This window comes from Pseudovibrio sp. Tun.PSC04-5.I4, from assembly GCF_900104145.1.
Classification (GTDB): Bacteria; Pseudomonadota; Alphaproteobacteria; order Rhizobiales; family Stappiaceae; genus Pseudovibrio.
In genome coordinates this window covers 2,230,001-2,232,500 of the sequence record NZ_FNLB01000006.1, presented here as the reverse complement: position 1 = coordinate 2,232,500, position 2,500 = coordinate 2,230,001, and the positions used below count along the sequence as shown (strand labels likewise).

General features: G+C 51.5%; 1 protein-coding gene and 2 rRNA genes (1 of these 3 only partly in view). 2 read left to right on the top strand and 1 reads right to left on the bottom strand.

Annotated elements, in window-relative coordinates:
• Together BLS62_RS15465 and rrf are read left to right on the top strand one after the other, a co-directional pair.
• Positions 1–877: ribosomal RNA gene (locus BLS62_RS15465) — 23S ribosomal RNA — on the top strand; it begins 1,851 nt to the left of the window's first position.
• A gap of 274 nt (positions 878–1,151) precedes the next feature.
• Positions 1,152–1,265: ribosomal RNA gene (gene rrf / locus BLS62_RS15460) — 5S ribosomal RNA — on the top strand.
• Positions 1,266–1,802: 537 nt separating this feature from the next.
• Here the strand turns inward: rrf and BLS62_RS31070 are convergent.
• Positions 1,803–2,048 carry a hypothetical protein gene (locus BLS62_RS31070; RefSeq protein WP_159436545.1) on the bottom strand — a complete coding sequence of 82 codons (246 nt, stop codon included), beginning with the start codon at positions 2,046–2,048 and terminating at the stop codon, positions 1,803–1,805.
• Between the last annotated feature and the right edge of the window lie 452 nt (positions 2,049–2,500).

Here is a 2,500-nt window from a genome sequence, read left to right as displayed (position 1 = left end):
TCAGTGAAATTGAATTCCCCGTGAAGATGCGGGGTTCCTGCGGTTAGACGGAAAGACCCCGTGCACCTTTACTACAGCTTCACACTGATATTCGTGATGACATGTGTAGGATAGGTGGTAGACGTTGAAACCAAGGCGCCAGCTTTGGTGGAGTCATCCTTGAAATACCACCCTTGTCCTCATGGATATCTAACCGCGGTACTACAATACCCGGACCGTGTGTGGCGGGTAGTTTGACTGGGGCGGTCGCCTCCCAAATGGTAACGGAGGCGCGCGAAGGTAGGCTCAGAGCGGTCGGAAATCGCTCGTTGAGTGCAATGGCATAAGCCTGCCTGACTGCGAGACTGACAAGTCGAGCAGAGACGAAAGTCGGTCATAGTGATCCGGTGGTCCCTCGTGGAAGGGCCATCGCTCAACGGATAAAAGGTACGCCGGGGATAACAGGCTGATGATGCCCAAGAGTCCATATCGACGGCATTGTTTGGCACCTCGATGTCGGCTCATCACATCCTGGGGCTGGAGCAGGTCCCAAGGGTTTGGCTGTTCGCCAATTAAAGTGGTACGTGAGCTGGGTTCAGAACGTCGCGAGACAGTTCGGTCCCTATCTGCCGTGGGTGTAGGAATATTGAGAGGATCTGTCCCTAGTACGAGAGGACCGGGATGGACGTACCTCTGGTGGACCTGTTGTGGCGCCAGCCGCATTGCAGGGTAGCTATGTACGGAAGGGATAACCGCTGAAGGCATCTAAGCGGGAAACCCACCTTGAAACTAGTATTCCCTTGAGAGCCGTGGAAGACCACCACGTTGATAGGAGGCATGTGGAAGCATAGTAATATGCGAAGCTGAGCCTTACTAATAGCTCGATTGGCTTGATCACTCCCATTAAGCTATAATCACAAATGACAAACTTCTAAGTTTGTCACATAGGCCTGCTCAAAAAAGCAGATAAGCCTATGGATGAAAATGACAAATACTAAGCCAGTCACTTGGCTAACAAAATAGACCAGTTCAATATACAAGATCAGATAGATGACGCTAATCATCAATCTGAAAGATGCTTGAAACCTCAAGCCGTGGATCGTAAACCAAGATCCGCCTGAGGTGCAAAGCACTCTCAGACAAGCTGATCGCAATTATGTATGTTTATCCTGCCCGGTGGCTATGGCGGGCGCCCCCACCCGATCCCATCCCGAACTCGGAAGTGAAACGCCCCTGCGCCAATGGTACTTCGTCTCAAGACGCGGGAGAGTAGGGCGCTGCCGGGCATGATAAACATACAAAATATCTTCAAAATAACCAGAATTACCCAATATACAAAACCCCCGTTGCTTTATAGCGCGGGGGTTTTGTCGTTCTAGCGAACCCGCCCTCATAATGAAGGCGGGTTTTTTGTTGTCCGGAGTTTGGGAACAAAGGATAGGCTGTTCTTGCTGCGGTCATCTGAATTGCCGCACCTCTAGTCTAGAGAGGAAAGCTGTCTCCCATCCCGCTCATACCTCCAGAGCGTTCCTCTTGGGAGCTGCTGTTTATCGGAGCAAGGTTTAGGTTGGTTCGGTCATCTTGGTCACGGCGTGAAGCTCTGGGTCCCGGGTCTGCGCCCGGGATGACACCGTGAGGAGGGCAGACTGGACAATGGGCTGGCGACATCAGGTTCGTGAGGCTGCTGAGTTGATGGCACCGAAGGGAATGAAGATCCCATGTTGATGATGGCGCGGGGAACCGCTCGAACTGATGGTGCTGCAGGGAGGGTAGGTTGAGACCACAAACTGTGGCTTCAATTACCGCTGCTTTTGTCTTTGCCCTTAATGATGCCATTTGAAGAGAGATGCTGTTAAAAGCGCTTGCAGCGTTTTATCTTCGCTTTCCTGCCCTGACAGCATTAAGAGATCTGCCATGATTGATGATGCATATCTTGCGGCTGATTGTTCAAGGTGCGCGGCTTTGTGCTGCGTTGCTCTGGCGTTTGATGCCTCTTCCAGTTCCCGTTTGATAAGGCCGCCGGTGAGCCATGCCGAAACTTGGATGTTTGTGGTCTGTGCAAGATCCATGATGATCTGAAATCCAAAGGATATGGGGGTGCATCAGCTTCCATTGTCATGGAGCTGGGCCTCGCACGACCCGGGATTTATTTGAAGGGGTGTCGTGGCAGAGCGATCGGGCGCTTTTATCTGAGATGATGGAGGGGTTTTGGATTTTGCTGCGCCTTCACGAGATGCTGGCTTTACTGGTTGAGGCGCAAAAACTGAGCTTGTCGTTGAAAAAACAGCAGGAGCTGGGGGTATTGATGGGTCGTCTTTGTCCTTCAGAGCGTTGGACTCTCGAGAGTTTGAAAAATATTGGTGCCAGCTCGGTGATAAAAGAGGTGAAGGTCTTCCTTGTCTCGTTGCGCTCGGAGTTGAGCTAGGATGCGTTATCCCGAGTTCCGCTGCTGCCTGTGCAAATTGAGTATTTGTTAGGGTTTGGGTTGGAACTGGGATTTTGTTGTGCTGTTATTGGCATG